Origin of the sequence: Streptomyces sp. NBC_00989, from assembly GCF_045162655.1 — a bacterium.
Lineage (GTDB): Bacteria > Actinomycetota > Actinomycetes > Streptomycetales > Streptomycetaceae > Streptomyces.
Map to the genome: position 1 here is coordinate 5,120,507 of NZ_CP108728.1, position 15,751 is coordinate 5,136,257.

Here is a 15,751-nt window from a genome sequence, read left to right on the forward strand (position 1 = left end):
ACGGTGACCCCGTCGCTCAGACGGTGAGCCCGCGCACCAGCAGATCCAGCAGCGCACACACGAACAACGCGATCCCGATGAACCCGTTGACGCTGAAGAACGCCCTGTTCAACCGCGAGAGGTCATGCGGCCGGACGATCGAGTGCTCGTAGAGGAACGCGCCCGCGACGATCAGCAGGCCGAACCAGAAGAAGGCACCGGCGCCGGTCGCCGCGCCGTACCAGGCGAGCAGGGCCGTCGTGATCGCGTGGCAGACGCGCGCGCCCCAGATGGACGCCGGGATGCCGAAGCGCGCCGGGACCGACATGACGCCGATCTCGCGGTCGGTCTCGATGTCCTGGCAGGCGTAGATCAGGTCGAAGCCGCCGATCCAGATGCCGACGGCGAGCCCGAGGATCACCGCGTCCCAGGACCACTCGCCGGTGATCGCGAGCCAGCCGCCGACCGGGCCCATCGCCTGGGCGAGACCGAGGATGGCCTGCGGGAAGTTCGTGAACCGCTTGCCGTACGGGTAGACCACCATCGGGATCACCGCGATGGGCGCCAGCGCCAGGCACAAGGGGTTCAGCAGGGCCGCCGAGCCCAGGAAGACGACCAGGGCGACGAGCGCGCCCGTCCACGCGTGCTTCACCGTCATCGCGCCGGTGACCAGCTCGCGGTGGGCGGTGCGCGGGTTACGGGCGTCGATCTCGCGGTCGATGATCCGGTTGACCGCCATCGCGAAGGTCCGCAGCCCCACCATGCAGATGGTGACCAGCAGCAGCCGCCCCCAGTGGATGTTCCCGTCCAGCCGGAACATCGCGGTCAGCGCCGCGATGTAGGCGAAGGGCAGGGCGAAGACGGAGTGCTCGATCATGACGAGGCGTAGGAACGCCTTGGTGCGCCCCGGCTGCGGGATCGCGGCTGATGCGCTGCTCACGAAAGTCCGTACTCCTTCCACCGGCGGTCGACCTTCGCCGCCGTCTCCGGGTCGGACAGGACCATCTCGGGCCAGCCGCCGTCCCGCGTGTAGCCCTCCTCGGGCCACTTCCTCGTCGCGTCGATCCCCGCCTTGCCGCCCCAGAACTGCTGGTAGGAGGCATGGTCGAGATGATCGACGGGTCCTTCCACGACCGACAGGTCCCGGGCGTAGTCCGTGTTGCCGAGGGCCCGCCACGCGACCTCGTGCAGATCGTGAACGTCACAGTCGGCGTCGACGACCACGATCAGCTTGGTCAGGGACATCATGTGCGCACCCCAGACCGCGTGCATCACCTTCTGGGCGTGCTTCGGGTACTTCTTGTCGATGGAGACGATCGCGCAGTTGTGGAATCCGCCCGCCTCGGGCAGGTGGTAGTCCACGATGTCCGGCACGATGATCTTCAGCAGCGGCAGGAAGAACCGCTCCGTCGCCCGTCCCAGCGGTCCGTCCTCCGTCGGAGGCCGTCCTACGACGATCGACTGGAGCAACGGCCGCTTCCGCATCGTCACGCAGTCGATGGTCAGCGCGGGAAACGGCTCCTGCGGCGTGTAGAACCCGGTGTGGTCCCCGAACGGCCCCTCCGGCAGCATCTCGCCGGGCTCCAGCCACCCCTCGATGACGACCTCGGCCTGCGCCGGCACCTGCAACGGCACGGTCTTGCAGTCGACCATCTCGATCCGCTTGCCCGCGATGAACCCGGCGAAGAGGTACTCGTCGATGTCACCGGGAAGCGGCGCGGTGGAGGCGTACGTCACGGCGGGCGGACACCCGAACGCGATGGCGACGGGCAGCCGCTCCCCGCGCCGCGCCGCGACCTGGTAGTGGTTCCGGCTGTCCTTGTGGATCTGCCAGTGCATGCCGATGGTGCGCTTGTCGTGCCGCTGGAGCCGGTACAGCCCGAGATTGCGGATCCCGCTCTCCGGGTCCTTCGTGTGCGTGAGCCCGAGGTTGAAGAAGGACCCACCGTCCTGCGGCCAGGTGAAGAGGGCGGGCAGCAGGTCCAGGTCGACATCGTCCCCTTCGAGGACGACCTCCTGCACCGGCGCGTCCTTGACCTTCTTCGGCGGTACGTGGGTCATCGCGCCGAGCTTCCCGAACGCGTCCCGCACGCCCACGAACCCCTGCGGCAGCTCGGGCCGCAGCAGTCCGCCGATCTTCTCGGAGATGTCGCCGTACGACTTCAGCCCCAGCGCCTTCAGCAGCCGCCGGTCGGTCCCGAAGACGTTCATGGCGAGGGGCATGCCCGATCCGCGGACGTTCTCGAAGAGGAGAGCGGGTCCGCCGGCCTTCTGCACCCGGTCGACGATCTCCCCGACCTCCAGATAAGGGTCCACCTCGGCCTTGATGCGCTTGAGGTCTCCCTCGCGCTCCAGTGCCCTGAGCAGGGAGCGAAGATCGTCGTAAGCCATGTGTCCCAGTATCGCCGAGCGCTCACCGTCCCCCAACGTCCGCCCCCTGCCTTCTGTCGGGGGTCCGGCCCGCGGCGCAGCGGCTGTGGGACACAGCGTCCCCCGGACCAGCACAGCGGGCACCCGCTAACCTGACCCCGTCACCGGGGCCGTCCCACCACTCAGGAGAATCTCGCCGCCATGCTCAGGTATCTGCCCTTCCTGCTGGTCCTGGCTCTGTGGATCTACGCCTTCGTGGACTGCCTGAACACGCCCGAGAAGGACGTACGGGGCATGCCGAAGCTGGCGTGGGTCTTCGTGATCCTGCTCTTCGGCGAGGTCCTGATCGGCCCGGTCGCCTGGCTGATCGCGGGCCGCGCGCGGCGCTCCCCGGACGGGGCGACGGCCGCGCCGGGCCAGTGGATCGCGCCGGACGACAACCCCGAGTTCCTGAAGTCCCTGAACAAGGACGACCTCAAGGACGACCCCAAGCCCGAGTGATACGTGCAGGTTGTACGCCGGTGAGCGGCCCGGTACGGACAATGCGCCTCTGGGCCCGGACCGGCAGGAACCGGACACTTACCTCGCATGACGACTGCTCCCGCCGACTCGACCGGCACCACCCTCGCCCCCGAATACGGTGACAAGGTCATCGCCGTAGAGACGGCCGGCGCCGAACCGATCCCCGACGCCGAACGCCACGGCAGCCCGCTCCAGCTCCTCTGGACCTGGGCCTCCCCGAACATCGAGTTCGCGACCGTCTACATCGGCGTGATCTCGGTCCTCTTCTTCGGCCTGAGCTTCTGGCAGGCGACCGCGGCGATCGTCCTGGGCACGGGCCTCGGCGCGATCACACAGGGCTTCCTCTCCCTGGACGGCCCGCGCTTCGGCGTCCCGCAGATGGTGATCGGCCGCTTCTCCTTCGGCTTCCGCGGCAACATCCTCCCGTCGGCGGCCAACGGCCTTGTGGCGGGCGTCGGTTGGTTCGCGGTGAACAGCGTGAGCGCGGCGTTCGCACTGAACACACTGACGGGTCTACGTCCCCTGCCGTCGCTGTTGCTCGTAGTGGTGGCCGAGATCCTCATCGGCTTCATCGGCCACAACTTCGTGCACACCTTCGAGAAGTACGCGTTCCCGGCGCTCGCGGTGATCTTCGTGCTGGCCGGCGTGTGGACGTTCAAGGACGCGCACCTCGGCGGGGGCGGCACGGGCGGCGGAGTGGGCGGCTTCCTCCTCGCGCTCAGCGCGGCCTGGGGCTACGCGGCGGGCTGGAACCCGTACGCCACGGACTACGCGCGCTACCTCCCCCGCACGGCGAACAGGTTCAAGACGATCCTGTACCCGGCGCTGGGCCTGTTCGTGTCGGTGACGTTCGTGGCGGTGATGGGAGCGGCCTCGGCAACTCTCCTCGCACCCAAGGACGCAACCCCCACGGCGGCCTTCACGGGCCATCTCCCGTCCTGGCTCGGCAACTTGGTGCTGCTCGCGATCATCCTCGGCGCGATCTCGGCGAACGCCCTGAACGTCTACTCCGGCGCGATCTCCCTCACGGCCCTGGGCCTGAAACTCCCCGCGTGGCTGAACCGCAGCGTCCTGGTAGTGGTCTCAGGCGTGGCCGGTACGGCGGCGGCGTGGGCGTCACTGTCCGACGCGGGTTCGGCGTACGAGGCGTTCCTGCTGGTGATCGCGTACTGGGTGGCGCCGTGGCTGGGCGTGGTCCTGGTGGAACGCTGGTTCCAGTCCCGCGCCACGATCACGACCGAGGAACTGGCCCCCCGCCTGACCGACCCCACCTTCACCAACTGGCCCGGCCTGGCAGCCCTGTTGATCGGCATCGGGGTCTCGGTCCCGCTCTTCTCCAACCAGGAGGACTACGTCGGCTACGTCCCGAAGCACTGGCCGTCCTTCGGCGACAGCACGCCGATCGTGGGCTTCGTGCTGAGCGCGGTGCTGTACTTGGTGTTCAGCCGCGTGGCGGGACGAACCCCGACGTCCGTATCCGCGTCCTCGTCCGCATCCGCGTCCGCTCAGGCCGAGGCCTGACGGTTGTAGAACGCGACGGTCCGGTCCCACTCCTCGCGCAGGTTCTTCTCCGTGGAGCTCTCCAGAAGGCCGCCGACGCCGAAGATCTTCGCCTCGTAGGTGAAGTCCAGGCGGAGGCGGCTACGGACGCCGTCGGCACCGTCGGCCCTCAGGTGACCTTCGTGGCGAATCTTGTCCGCCTGGCTGCTCGGCGTGACCTTCCACGTCCACAGACGGTCGGCCTTCTCGAAGGTCCCGTCCTCGACCTCACTGAAGTCAGCGCCGAACAACTTGGCCACCGGGCCGGGCAGTTGCACCGCACGCTGGAACACGGTGCGCCGGACAACCCGCTCGTCACTCTCACGCCGCCCCGACATCGCATAACTCCTGTACTTCAACTCGCCCTTGTACAGGTCCTCTTCACGCGCCGAATCAAGAAACCAGGCGAAGAACTCGTCGGAAGCACCGGCCACGTCATAGGTAAGGGTGAACTTCATACACGCAAAGTATCAGCACGAGCACGCGCTGTAATCACCCTTCAACGTACGCCAGAACGCCCGAAGTTGACGCGAACGTTGGGACATCAACAAACCCCCGCGTCAGGACAGCGCCAGCACGCAGAACTCATGCCCTTCCGGATCGACCAGGCACGTCCACGGAACATCACCCTGGCCGAGATCGAGGTCGCCCGCTCCAAGCCCCCGAAGCCGCCCCACCTCCGCCTCCTTGTCTTCACCGGGATACGGCAACAGATCAAGATGGATGCGATCCGGTACGGCCTTCACACCAGGTGTGCGGAGGAACTCCAGATACGGTCCGACACCCTCGGCGGAACGCAACGACGCGTGGTCGTCGGACAGTTCAAGCACGGCCCAGTCGATCGCCTCGCCCCAGAACCCCGCCATCGCACGCGGATCCACACAGTCGACGACCACCGCGGCGATCGGCCCGGTGTCCCGGTCGATCTCCCGAGGCTCCAGCACACAGAACTCGTTGCCCTCCGGATCGGCGAGCACGGTCCACGGGACATCGCCCTGGCCCACGTCGACGGGCGTCGCACCGAGGGACTGGAGGCGTGCGATCAACTCCGCCTGGTGGGTCGTAAAGGTGGTGGCGAGATCGAGATGCAGACGGTTCTTCGCCGGCGACTTGGATTCCGGAACGGGAACGATGTCGATGCCGAGGCCGACCGGTTCGGGCCAGACGGGGCCGTCAGCACCGTCAGCACCAGCGGTGGTGCCCGCGGGGCCGACGTAGGTCGTCACGCCGGGACTGAAGACACTCCAGCCGAGCGCCTCCGCCCAGAACCGGCCAACCGCCAAGCCGTCAACGGCCTTGATGTTCACCTGCACGGGTCGCAGCGCCATGCAGGTGATCCTATGCACCGCCCCGTACACACCCCGCTCAGCCCACCGGGCCCGGCGGGCCCACCGGGCCCACGGCCATCCGTATCCCCCGAAACGGACGGACGCGGGCCCGGCTACCACCAAGTCTGGACCGGTGGATGACCAGACCGGAAGGGGGTTCCAGAAATCTGCTCTAGAAATTCACTCTAGAACGTGGTCCCCAATACGCTGTCCCGCATGAGCCCCAAGCAACACCGCGGCGAGGTCACCGCAGACCTGCTCCTCGACGCCGCGCTGCGCCTGTTCGCGGAGCAGGGCGAGCAGGGCCTCACCGTCAGTGCGGTGACCAAGGCGAGCGGTGTCAGTCTCGGCAGCCTGTACCACCACTTCGGCAGTCTGGACGGCCTGTTCGACGCGCTGGCGCAGCGCTGGCTGAGCCGGTTGCTGGGTGAGTTGGTCACCGCGCTCCAGGCGACCCGCACCGCCCGCACCGGCATCCGCGCGATCGTACGGACGCATCTGGCCTTCGTCCGCGAACACCGGGACGCCGCGCTGCTGTTGCACTCCGCCAGAACCGACCAGCGGAACATGACCCAGGCCAGAGAGCTCCGCGACTCCCAGGAGGCCAGGCTCTCGGTGTTCGCCCTCTGGATCCAATCCCACGTGGATTCAGGGGAGTTGGCCCCCCTGCCACCGGCCCTGATCGAGTCCCTGGTCCTGGGCCCGCTGATCGGCTTCATCCGCCGCTGGCTCTCCCAGGTCGACGACACCGAACTCGACCTCGACGAGGCCGCCCGGATCCTCCCGGAACGCATCTGGCGATCGGTCGCCGCGGACCCGAAGTGAAGTGACTCTGGACAATCCGGGGCGAATTTTGACACGGTCAGGTGTCATGCCCCTCACCGCAGATCTTGGCTTCCACGCCGCCCAGAGCACGTACTCCGACCCCGGCGCCCTCGCCCACCTCTACGCCGGCCTCCCCCGCGACCCCGCCCAACTCGCGCGCGTCACCCGCGACTTGCTCATCCACCGCCTCGAAGCCGGTTTCTACGACCACACCCACCCCACCGACCGCCTCCACAACGACGCCGAGACCCGCTACATCGACGACATCCTGCGGATCATCGTGGACCGGAACGACAGCCCGCTCGCCCTGCCGCGCAAACCCGGCGACCGGTTCGTCGGAGTGTGCCGGGACTTCTCGCTCCTGCACTGCTCGTTCCTGCGGCACCTGGGCGTCCCGGCCCGCGTCCGCTCCGGCTTCGCCGACTACTTCAACTCGCGCGACACCGACGACTCCAGCCTCTTCCACGGCGACCACGTCGTCACCGAGTACTGGCACGACGACCGCGGCTGGCTCCTCGCCGACTCCCAGCTCGCCGACCCCGTCGTCACCGCCCACTGGAACGTCGACTTCGACCCGATGGACGTACCCCGCGACCGTTTCCTCGTCGCGGGCGAGGCCTGGCAGGCCATCCGTACCGGCGCCGCCGACCCGACGCGCTTCGGACTGCACCTGCCGGACGAGGGCCCGTTCTGGGGCGAACGGTTCGTCGCCGGCAACATCCGCCTCGACCTCGCCGCCCTGAACAAGGTGGAGACCCTGTTGTGGGATGTGTGGAGCGAGGACGAGGGCAAGCCCGGGGAGCCGCTGCCGGAGGCCTCGCGCGAGTTCTACGACCGTGTCGCCCCGGTCGTCAGCGGCGAGGTCTCCTTCGACGCCGTACGGAAACTGTTCACCGAGGACGACACCCTGCGCACCCCGCCCACCGTGACCTGCTACGCCCCCTTCAACGGCCCCAGTGAGGTCACCCTGCGCCGGAGCGACCTCTAGGCGACCGTCCGCAACCCCCGTACCTGAGCCGCCCCCATCCCCCGCACCACCCGATGCGCGCACACCGCCGCCAGCAGTTCGCCCAGCAGGTCCGGGTCGTCGATCTCCAGGCCGAGGAGTGACTCGATGCGTTCCAGGCGTTGGTAGAGGGACTGGCGGCCGATGTGCAAGAGGGCCGCTGTCCGCGTGGGTGAGCAGCCGTGCCGTAGATGGACTTCGAGTGTTCGTACCAGGTCGCTCGGGTGGGCCGCCTCCCAGGACAGGAGGGGGCCCAGGGCGTGCTGCACCAGCCGGGACAGGCGGTCGCGGTTCGCGTCGACGCCGCCGCGGGTCAGCTCACGTTCCAGGGCCAGGGCCCGTGCCGAGGTCACCAACGGGCCCTCGGGGGCGGCCGGTTCGGCGGCCGGGACCGTCAGCGCCAGTTCCAGAGTCGTACGCGCCGCCCGCAACGTGTCGCTCCAGCGCAGCCAGCCGCTGCCGGCGTCGACCGCGTGGCCGACCGCGACCGTCAGCCCAGGATCGGCCGCCGTACGAAAGGCCTCCTGGACCGCGCGGATGGGGTCACCGGAGACGGAGCCGGGGAGGGCCAGCAGGGCCAGTACGTCGCCCGGGAACGCCGCCCGCAGCACGCTCGCCCCGCCCAGCAGCCGTACCGCCCGGTCCACCGCCGTCACCTCGCGCGCGCCGTGCACGGAGACCCCGATCAGGCGGGCGCCCGGGCCGGGGTGGAAGCCGGCCAGGGCCGAGCGGGCCTCGACCTCGGGCTGGTTCAGCGCGGCGCGGTCCGCCAGGTCGGCCAGGAGCGCGGCCGTATGGTCGTCGCCCCACGGTCGTACGACGGAACGGCCGGACAGGCCCCGGGCCACGATCGCCCGGTTGGCCGCCTCGGTGATCCGCACGAAGGGAACGACGCGGTGGAGGGCCAGGAGGGGAAGGCCCAGACGGCGGGCCTCGTCCGTGACCTCAGGCGGCATCGTCGGGAGCGAGCGGCCGATCTCCACCGCCAGGCCGGACGCGCCGCGCGCGGCCAGCTCGCGGACGTAGCGGCGGCGGATCTCGGCGTCCGTGTCGGTGAGGCCGAAGCCGTTGGTGAGGAGGAGTTCGCCGCCGTCGAGGAAGTTCGCGCCCTCGTAGACCTCGCTGGAGTGGACCCAGCGCACGGGGCGGTCGAGGGCGGCCTCGCCGGCCAGCAGTTCGGGCTCGGAGGCACGGACCGGGTCGAGGGCCAGGACCTCACGGAGGGTGAGTGCGGGCACGGGCACCTCCAGGGGCGCTGACAGTTCGTCCGGGTACGGGTAGCGGGGAGAGTACTTTCCGCACGTTGCCCTGGTGTTTCGGCCACTGGAGAGTGGGAGTCATGAACCGCATCGATCAGGCACAGGCACGGACCTGGCTCGCCACCGCCGTCACGGAGGCCCGCGCCGGTCTTGCCGAGGGCGGCATCCCGATCGGCGCCGCGCTCTACGGCGCCGACGGCGCCCTGCTGGGGCGCGGCCACAACCGGCGCGTCCAGGACGACGACCCCTCGATGCACGCGGAGACGGCCGCCTTCCGGGCCGCGGGACGGCAGCGGACGTATCGAGGGACGACCATGGTCACGACCCTCTCGCCGTGCTGGTACTGCTCCGGGCTGGTGCGGCAGTTCGGGATCTCGCGGGTCGTCGTCGGCGAGGCGGCGACCTTCCACGGCGGGCACGACTGGCTCGCCGAGCACGGTGTGGAGATCGTCGTCCTCGACGACCCCGAGTGCACCTCGCTGATGCGCGACTTCATCAAGAACAACCCGGCACTCTGGAACGAGGACATCGGTGACTGAGCCCCAGCCCCAGACCAAACCCCGCATCCCCACGATCGACCTGAAGCCCTGGATCGACGGGGACGAGCAGACGCGCGAGGACATCGCCCGTACCGTCGACGACGCCCTCCAGACGGCCGGGTTCCTGCTCGTCACCGGGCATGGAGTGGACCCGAGTCTCCGGTCCCGGATCCGGGAGGCCTCCCGCGCCTTCTTCGCCCTCCCCGTCGATGTCAAAGAGGCCTACTCCGCCAAGGTCGGCGGGCGCGGCTGGCTCGGGCCCGGTGCCGAGGCCAACGGGTACTCGGAGGGGACCGAGACCCCGCCCGATCTGAAGGAGTCGCTGACCTTCGCCACGCACGAACCCTTCGAGGACCCGGAGATCAACGCCGAGTGGTACGCGCCCAACGTGTGGCCCACGGAGATCCCCGGACTCCAGCAGCTCTGCGAGGAGTACCTCGACCGCATGGGCGAGCTGGAGAAGCAGCTGCTGTCGTTGCTCGGGGTCGCGCTCGGGCTCGAACCCGACTTCTTCTCCCAGCACATGGACCATCCGACGTACGGGTTCAACATCAACTGGTACCCGGGGGTGGAGGTCGTCGGGGAGCCGGAGCCGGGGCAGTTCCGGATCGGGCCGCACACCGACTTCGGGACCGTGACGATCCTCGACCGGCAGGCCGGGAAGGGCGGACTTCAGGTCTTCACCGACGAGGGGGGTTGGGAGGACGCGCCGTTCGATCCGGCGGCGTTCACCATCAACATCGGTGATCTGATGGCCCGTTGGACCGGGGACCGGTGGCGGTCCGGGCGGCACCGCGTGCTGCCGCCGCCCGCCGACGCGCCCGCCGAGGAGCTGATGTCGCTCGTCTACTTCGGCGAGTGCACGCCCGGCACGCTCGTGGAGTCCGTGCCCGCGCCGGTCGGGCGGGTGGCGTACGAGGCCGTCGACTCGCATGTCTATCTGCGGGAGAAGCTGGACTCGATCACCGTCGACTGAGCGCGGCACCCAAACATCCGCCGTTCCGACATTTTCGTAACCCAACGGACACCACTCGGTCTAGTCCGAACCAACTCCCCCTATTTACCCTGGTGTTGATAGAACCAGTTGCAGTGCCAGGCGACCGCTCAGGGGGAGATGCGGTGGGTAGAGGGCTGCATGGACGCGGAGCGCTGTTCGAGGCACAGCCGCCCGGTCTCGCCTCGCGCCTGATCGGCCTGCGGCCGTACGAGCTGCTCACCTCGCCGTACGAACATCCGGAACCACCCTTCGTGGTGCTCGCGGGCGCGCGCGGCCTCGGCAAGAGCATGGCGCTGGCCGAGCTGCGGACCGCGTACCGCGGGCACACGCCGGTCGCGCTGATCGACTGCGAGGCCGACCGGCTGACCCGGCTGCCGGCCGGGCGGCCCGCCGCGACCTGGTCCCCGGTGTGGCAGGCGCTGGAGACCGTCGCGGAGCAGCTGCGGGAACCGGTGGTGCACGGGGCCGGGAGCATCGACTTCCCGCGGCTGGAGGCCGGGCTGCTCGCCGTCTGCGCGACCGGCTGGGGCGACCGGGACGAGGACAGCGCCCGCGAGGAGGCCCGGCGCATCCTGCTGCTGAGCGACCCGGCGCGGCGCTGGGCGGTGATCGCGCAGAGCTGGGCCGGCAAGGTCGCCTCCCGGCTCATCGCCAACCTGTCGGGTACGGGACCGGTGGGGCAGGCCGTCATCGAGGCGACCCTGGACACCCTCTTCGACCTGGTGTGGACGCCGAACGGGCTACTGAAGGCGGGCGCGGACTGGTACAGCGCCTATCCCGGCGCGAGCGGGGACGCCCGGCGCGGGCTGATCGAGATCGCCCGGGACTTCCGCGCCGACGGCACCTCCCGCGCGGACGCCGAACGCTGGCTGCTGCGCGCCCTGTTGGCCGATCTGGGCGACATGTACCGGCGCCGGTGGGAGCGGATGCGCCGGGTGGGGCGGCCGGTCGTCCTCGTCGACAACGTGCAGTCGGGGCCGGGTCCCGGGCTGATGAAGGCCGTACTGAAGGAGCGTGCCGACGGCAACGGCGACCAGGTGGTCTTCTTCGCCGGTCTGCGTGGCCACCGGCACTCCGATCTGCCGGACGCCGTCCGGCATCCGCTGCCGGAGATGGCCCGCGGGAGCGGCTGGGCGCCGGGGGCCTCGCCCTCGTCCCGGGCCCTGTTGGTGACCTTGCCGGCGCTGACCCCCGAGGAGGCGCGGCGCGTCATCGCCGACGTGTGCGCCGCCGCCACGGACACCGACGGCGCTACGCGTGTCGAGGTGCCGCCCCAACTGCCGTACGCCATCCACCGGTTGACGGCCGGCAGTCCGCTGGGGGCGGCGGTGCTCGGGGAGGCCGTACGGCAGAACCGGCCCGTGGGGGCGGTCAGTCCGGGCGAGTTGCTGACCGCCGGGCTGAAGCCGGACGGGGATGTGGAGAGCGATCGGCGGCCGGTGTACCGGGAGTTGCTCGACCGGCTGGTGCCGCGGGGGCTCGCGGAGGAGCTGGCCGTGCTCGCCACCGCGCACGACGGTGACTCGGCGCGGGCGCTGGCCGAGGCACGGCTGGGGGACAGTTTCGGGGCGGCCGGGGTGAACCGGCTGCGCACCCAGCTCACCGCGGAGGGACTGCCCCCGGCCGAGGGCTACTTCGTCGGCGATCCCTTCCTGCGCACCCTGCTCCTGCTGCGGCTGCACCTCGACGACGCCGACCACGGGCGCTGGCGTGCCGTGCACCGCTCGCTGCTCTCGCACTACGACGGTCTGCCCGGCAACCCGGACACCCCGGCCCGCGCCCGCTACCGCCTGCACCACAAACTCGCCCTGGGCGACACGGCGGACGCGGTCGCGTATCTGCGGAACACCTTCCGCACCATCACGCCGTACGCCTGGCTGGAGACGCTGCTGTTCGTCACCGCCGCGCCCTACTACCACGCACACGATCCGCACGGCCGGGACATCGGCGCCCCCGGCGACCACCGCAAGGCCGTCGCGCTCGCCCGCACGGACGCCGAGGAGGACCCCCCGGCCGGTGCGGACCCGGCCCTGCATCTGACCGTACGGCGGCTGCTGCACGCGGTGTGGCAGGTGACGGATCCGCTGGTGCTGCCGGACGAGGAGGTCGCGGGCCGGATGCACTTCGATCTGGAGCAGTTGTCGAACATCTGGCCCGCGGGCAGCGAACCGCTGTGGCGGGCCGCCCAGCAGTGGCCCGAACACGCCCTGGCCGGGCGCCCGTTGAGGGTGCCGGCCGGCGACGACCGAGACGGGGGCGGGCGATGAGAGCGTGGACGCGTGAACTGGTCCAGCGGATCCGGACGATCCCGATCTACCGCTACACGGCCTTCGTGATCGCCGGCGCGCTGCTCTTCGGCCTGGTCCAGCTGACCCGCACCCTCCTGCACGACGACCGCTCCTGCGCGGCCGGGGTGGCCCGGCCGGAGGACAGCGGGGAGTGCGTGGGGGTGTCGACCTCGGCGTTCGACTTCGGGCAGCGCCGGTTCGCCGCCACCATCAGGGCGGTGGACCGCGAGAACCGCTCCCTCAAGGCCGGTACGTACGTGACCGTCGCCTTGTACGAGCCCTTCAGTTCGAGTGACGCCGACAACCTGAACGACGTGCTGCACGAGTTGCAGGGCGCGTATCTCGCGCAGTACCGGGCCAACCACGACGACAACGGCGAGACCCCGTACATCCGGCTGGTGCTCGCCAACCCCGGTGCCGACGGCGCCTATTGGGAGCGGACGGTCGACCGGCTCTCGGCGATGACGGACTCCTCCGACCGGCTGCGCGCGGTCACCGGGATAGGGACGAGCACCGAGAACAACAAGAAGGCCGTGGCGGAGCTGACCCGGCTCGGCATCCCGGTGGTCGGCTCCTCCATCACCGCCGACGACCTCGCCAACGGGCAGCGGGGCAAGGACCCTTACCCCGGGCTCGCCCGCGTCTCCCCCACCAACACCGACGAGGCGCGCGCCCTCGCCTCCTTCGCCAGGGTGACGGCGGACCGGGCGCTGCTGGTCTACGACAAGCCCGGCGACCCGTACACGAAGACGCTCCAACAGGCCTTCGCCACCCTGCTCAAGGGCTCGCCGTACGGGTCGTGGCCGTTCACGCCGCCCGCGAACCGGAGCGAGGAGGGCAGTACGCCCAACACGTTCCGGCAGATCACCGACCTCGTCTGCGACACGGACCCGAAGCTGGACACCGTGTTCTTCGCCGGACGGCACACCCAACTGCGCCAGTTCATCAACGCGTTGGGCCGCCGCGGCTGCCAGTCCCGCACGTTCACGGTGCTCACCGGCGACGAGGGCTCGTACCTCACCGGCGACAGGAAGCTCGACCGCGCCGCCCTCCAGCACGGCGTCTCCGTCCGCTACACCGCCCTCGCCCACCCGGACGCCTGGACCAACAAGCCCCCGGCGACCGGCGGTTCGCCCCAGGACACCCAGGACCTCGACAAACTCCTCGCCACCGCCAAGACCGCACCGGTCGGCCCGCTCGGCAAGGTCTCCCTCGACGACGGCCAGGCGATCATCGCCTACGACGCGATGCGCCTCGCCGTCCACGGCATCCGCGAGGCCACCCCCGATCAGCAGAAGATCCCGCCGCTGTCCGACGTCGGCCTCCAATGGCCGCAGGTGAAGGGGTCGTTGCGGGTGAGCGGGGCGAGCGGCTGGATCTGCCTGGACATCCACGGCAACCCGTACGACAAGGCCGTACCGATAGTGGAACTCACCCCGCAGGGCAGCGCCCGCTTCGTGCGGATCGCCTGGCCGGAGGACAAGCCGCCCGCGAAGGACTGCCTGCCTCCGGCCTGAACACCGTTGTCCCCTACGGCCGTTCGCCCGCCTTGTCGACGATCGCCCGGCGCAGGACGGCGGTGTTCGCCGTGACCGTGCCCTTCTTCACGCCGGCGTTGTCCTTGGTGGCCACCTCGCGCTCGCCGAGGAACTCGTAGGTCTTCGCGTCGAAGATCCACTCGTCCCGGGTGGGGTTGTCGGGATCGTCGCGGCCGATGGCGACACCGGACCGCCCTTCGGCGTCCTTCACCCCCTCGACCGCCGTCACCCCGGGAATCCTGGCCACGGCCCGGAACAGCGCCGCGCTCTGCTCCGGCGGCACGATCGAGTCGTTGAGCAGATCGCCGACCAGCACGAACATCGCCTGGTACTTCTCCTGACCGCTGTGCTTCGGGGCGGTCCTGGCGAGGTAGTCGTACATCGCGTCGGCGTCGGTAGGCAGCGTCTTCACGTGGTTGTAGAAGGAGGAGACCTCCCAGCCGACCTTGCCCGGCTTCACATCGGGTGTGATGGCGAAGGGCTTCTCGCCCGCCTCCAGCTTCAGCCCCGTGTGCAGGCCGTCCACCGACATCCACACCTCCTGCCGGTGCAGCGGCGGGATCTTCGCCTTCTCGCCCTCCTCGTACGCCGCGTAGGACACCTTGCTGTCCACGTACACGAACTGGTCGTCGCGGACCGTGCCGTAGGACTTCTCATGCTCGGCCGCCAGCGCGATGTGCTCCAGGAGGGCGACCGTAGAACTGGTCGGCGGTTTCGCGGTCGCCGAGGAGGAGTCGGAGGACGGCAGGACCACGAAGGCGACGGCCGCGGCGGTGGCGACGGCGGTCGCGGCGAGCGCGGGCCGCAGCCACTTGCTCCGCCGGTCAGCGAGCGCAGCGTCGTCGTGCCGGATCTCGGTCATCAGATGCTCCTTGAGGAGTCGGTGACGGCCCGGCGGAAGGTCTCTCTCGGGAAGTTCCGGGAGTCGGTTCATCGCTGTTCCTCCCTCAGGGGCCCGACCGCACTGCCGCGGTCACCTTTCATCTGTCCGTCCCGCAAGGGGAGTTCCACACTTTTCAGATGTTTCGCGAGCTTTGCGCGTGCCCGCGAGAGCCGCGACCGTACGGTCCCCACGGGTACCCCGAGCGCCTCGGCCGCCGCCCGGTAGTCGAGCCCGGACCACACGCACAGGGCGAGCACCTCGCGCTCGGCGCGGCGCAGGGTCGCCAACGCGGTGCGTATGAGGGCGAGTTCGGCGGTGTCGTCGAGGCGGGCGGCGACCTCGTCGGCGAAGTCGCGCTCGACCTCGTCACGGGGTAGCCGGGAGAGCGCCGCCGCGTATCTTCGGGCGGCGCGGCGGGTGTTGCGCGTGACGTTGGTGGCGATGCCGAGCAGCCAGGGCCGTAGCGAACCGCCCTCCTCGTCGACCTTGCCGCGCAGGCGCCAGGCGTCCAGGAAGGTCAGCGACACGATGTCCTCGGCCTGCGCCCAGTCCCCCGTGAGCCGGAAGGCGTGGTTGTAGACGGAGCGTGCGTACGCGTCGAAGATCTCGCCGAAGGCGTCGTGATCCCCCGCGCGGATGCGTTTCCTCAGATGCAGGTTCGTATCCACACCCCTCTAC

The 15,751-nt window shown here is 69.9% G+C and carries 15 protein-coding genes; 8 read left to right on the forward strand and 7 right to left on the reverse strand.

What is annotated here, in order from left to right:
* Positions 1-16: 16 nt before the first annotated feature.
* Both mqnP and OG714_RS22385 read right to left on the reverse strand, forming a co-directional pair.
* Positions 17-919 (reverse strand): menaquinone biosynthesis prenyltransferase MqnP, encoded by a 903-nt coding sequence (mqnP, locus tag OG714_RS22380; RefSeq protein ID WP_406123459.1) that lies wholly within the window; start codon positions 917-919, stop codon positions 17-19.
* Entirely contained in the window at positions 916-2,370 is a 1,455-nt protein-coding gene (locus tag OG714_RS22385; RefSeq protein WP_406123461.1) for a menaquinone biosynthesis decarboxylase, read from the reverse strand. The genes mqnP and OG714_RS22385 overlap by 4 nt, the downstream gene beginning before the upstream one ends.
* A gap of 180 nt (positions 2,371-2,550) precedes the next feature.
* On the opposite strand from OG714_RS22385, the gene OG714_RS22390 reads away from it, so the two are divergent.
* Positions 2,551-2,850 carry a PLD nuclease N-terminal domain-containing protein gene (locus tag OG714_RS22390; RefSeq protein WP_406123463.1) on the forward strand — a complete coding sequence of 100 codons (300 nt, stop codon included), beginning with the start codon at positions 2,551-2,553 and terminating at the stop codon, positions 2,848-2,850.
* Between the two features lie 87 nt (positions 2,851-2,937).
* A complete protein-coding gene (locus OG714_RS22395; RefSeq protein WP_406123464.1) occupies positions 2,938-4,392 on the forward strand; it encodes a purine-cytosine permease family protein in 1,455 nt (484 codons plus the stop codon).
* Here the strand turns inward: OG714_RS22395 and OG714_RS22400 are convergent.
* Positions 4,377-4,868 carry a DUF2505 family protein gene (locus OG714_RS22400; RefSeq protein WP_406123466.1) on the reverse strand — a complete coding sequence of 164 codons (492 nt, stop codon included), beginning with the start codon at positions 4,866-4,868 and terminating at the stop codon, positions 4,377-4,379. The genes OG714_RS22395 and OG714_RS22400 overlap by 16 nt on opposite strands.
* A gap of 102 nt (positions 4,869-4,970) precedes the next feature.
* Positions 4,971-5,738: a VOC family protein gene (locus OG714_RS22405; protein WP_406123467.1), complete on the reverse strand. Its 768-nt coding sequence runs from the start codon at positions 5,736-5,738 to the stop codon at positions 4,971-4,973.
* 216 nt (positions 5,739-5,954) lie between these two features.
* Here OG714_RS22405 and OG714_RS22410 point away from each other — a divergent pair, with 216 nt between their 5' ends.
* Both OG714_RS22410 and OG714_RS22415 read left to right on the forward strand, forming a co-directional pair.
* The gene (locus tag OG714_RS22410; protein ID WP_406123468.1) at positions 5,955-6,563 is read left to right on the forward strand and encodes a TetR/AcrR family transcriptional regulator; all 609 of its coding nucleotides are present in this window, start codon (positions 5,955-5,957) and stop codon (positions 6,561-6,563) included.
* 46 nt (positions 6,564-6,609) lie between these two features.
* Complete coding sequence (locus OG714_RS22415; RefSeq protein ID WP_406123470.1) at positions 6,610-7,551, forward strand: transglutaminase-like domain-containing protein; 942 nt, start codon at positions 6,610-6,612, stop codon at positions 7,549-7,551.
* On the opposite strand, the gene OG714_RS22420 is transcribed toward OG714_RS22415, so the two are convergent.
* Complete coding sequence (locus OG714_RS22420) at positions 7,548-8,807, reverse strand: PucR family transcriptional regulator (RefSeq protein ID WP_406123471.1); 1,260 nt, start codon at positions 8,805-8,807, stop codon at positions 7,548-7,550. The genes OG714_RS22415 and OG714_RS22420 overlap by 4 nt on opposite strands.
* Before the next feature lie 101 nt (positions 8,808-8,908).
* Here OG714_RS22420 and OG714_RS22425 point away from each other — a divergent pair, with 101 nt between their 5' ends.
* From OG714_RS22425 to OG714_RS22440, 4 genes are all read left to right on the forward strand, one after another.
* Positions 8,909-9,367 carry a nucleoside deaminase gene (locus OG714_RS22425; RefSeq protein ID WP_406123472.1) on the forward strand — a complete coding sequence of 153 codons (459 nt, stop codon included), beginning with the start codon at positions 8,909-8,911 and terminating at the stop codon, positions 9,365-9,367.
* Complete coding sequence (locus OG714_RS22430; protein WP_406123473.1) at positions 9,360-10,343, forward strand: isopenicillin N synthase family dioxygenase; 984 nt, start codon at positions 9,360-9,362, stop codon at positions 10,341-10,343. The genes OG714_RS22425 and OG714_RS22430 overlap by 8 nt, the downstream gene beginning before the upstream one ends.
* 143 nt (positions 10,344-10,486) lie before the next feature.
* On the forward strand, positions 10,487-12,631 hold the full coding sequence (locus OG714_RS22435; RefSeq protein WP_406123474.1) for a hypothetical protein: 2,145 nt from the start codon (positions 10,487-10,489) through the stop codon (positions 12,629-12,631).
* The gene (locus tag OG714_RS22440) at positions 12,628-14,169 is read left to right on the forward strand and encodes a hypothetical protein (RefSeq protein WP_406123476.1); all 1,542 of its coding nucleotides are present in this window, start codon (positions 12,628-12,630) and stop codon (positions 14,167-14,169) included. Before OG714_RS22435 ends, OG714_RS22440 begins: the two co-directional genes overlap by 4 nt.
* Positions 14,170-14,182: 13 nt before the next feature.
* Here the strand turns inward: OG714_RS22440 and OG714_RS22445 are convergent, their stop codons facing one another.
* Both OG714_RS22445 and OG714_RS22450 read right to left on the reverse strand, forming a co-directional pair.
* Complete coding sequence (locus OG714_RS22445; RefSeq protein ID WP_406123477.1) at positions 14,183-15,124, reverse strand: CU044_5270 family protein; 942 nt, start codon at positions 15,122-15,124, stop codon at positions 14,183-14,185.
* On the reverse strand, positions 15,121-15,723 hold the full coding sequence (locus OG714_RS22450) for an RNA polymerase sigma factor (protein WP_406131907.1): 603 nt from the start codon (positions 15,721-15,723) through the stop codon (positions 15,121-15,123). The genes OG714_RS22445 and OG714_RS22450 overlap by 4 nt, the downstream gene beginning before the upstream one ends.
* Positions 15,724-15,751 lie beyond the last annotated feature (28 nt).